Origin of the sequence: Thermoflexus sp. (genome assembly GCF_040289485.1) — a bacterium.
Taxonomy (GTDB): domain Bacteria; phylum Chloroflexota; class Anaerolineae; order Thermoflexales; family Thermoflexaceae; genus Thermoflexus.
This window is the reverse complement of record NZ_PSLG01000122.1, coordinates 1,303-2,289: the sequence shown is the minus strand read 5'-3', so window position 1 is coordinate 2,289 and position 987 is coordinate 1,303. Positions and strand designations below refer to the sequence as shown.

Sequence of the window (987 nt, the reverse complement as noted above, 5' to 3'; positions counted from 1 at the left end):
AGGAGGCAGGATACACCGCCCTCAGCGTATTTCCACACCCTTTGATGGTACCTCCCTTTTCTACACTGTCCGTCCGTACATTGTTCGACGGAGCCCCTGATTCCTCGCGTGTCGATGGTCTCACAGGGGGCGGGCCCACCCCCGGGCGCGGGCGATCTCCACCATCTCCTCCTCCACGTCCCGGGGGATGAGATCCGGGGACGTTTGCCGCAGCAAGAGCGCCAGGTAGTACACCCGAGCCGCCTGTTCGGCGGCGACGCAGCGGTTGAAGGCATGGCCGAGGTCCTGGCCCACGCAGAAGAGGCCGTGGTTCTTCCACACGACACCGAAGTGGTGCGCCAGCGCCTGGACCGACCGCTCGGCGAACTCCCGCGTCCCACTGCAAAGCGCGGGGACGACCCCCAGGCCCTGTCCGCCGAAGAGGTACACGAAGTTGCCGAGGACGTTGGGGAGCGGGACGTTGGCCACAGCGAGAGCGTTGAGGTACGGGGGCTCCACGTGCACGCAGGCGCCCACCTGGGGGTACGCCTGATAGGTCATCACGTGGACGATCGTCTCTGAAGAGGGCTCCAGCGCGCCGTGCACCGGGCGCCCTGCCAGGTCCACGGTGACGATGTCCTGGGGCTCCAGCTCGCTGTAGGGCACGCCGCTCGGGGTGATGAGCACGTAGTCGGTCCCGAGAATCCGCGCGCTCAAGTTCCCCTGGGCGTAGCTGACCAGTCCCAGGGACTCCGCATGCCGGGCCAGCCTCACGAGGTCCCTCCTCACCTGCGGGGCATCGGGGATCACAGTCCTCCTCCCTCCTCCACGATCCGGCAGAACCGGCCATAGGCGTCCTCCCACCGCTGGGGGTCCCGAGGATGGTAGGCGGTGAGGGACGCCGATCGCCGAGCCAGGACACGGGCCCCCTCCGGGTCCACCTCCCCCAGGGCGTGGAGCTGGACCAGCACGTTTCCGAGAGCCGTGGCCTCCACGGGCCCGGCCTCC

The 987-nt window shown here is 68.3% G+C and carries 1 protein-coding gene and 1 pseudogene; both read right to left on the bottom strand.

Annotated elements, in window-relative coordinates; all coding sequences use genetic code 11:
• Positions 1 to 120 precede the first annotated feature (120 nt).
• A complete protein-coding gene (locus tag C4313_RS11595) occupies positions 121 to 753 on the bottom strand; it encodes a class II aldolase/adducin family protein (protein WP_352430004.1) in 633 nt (210 codons plus the stop codon).
• A 32-nt stretch (positions 754 to 785) separates the two neighbouring features.
• Positions 786 to 987 (bottom strand): annotated as a pseudogene (locus tag C4313_RS11590) (rhamnulokinase); the annotation flags it as partial.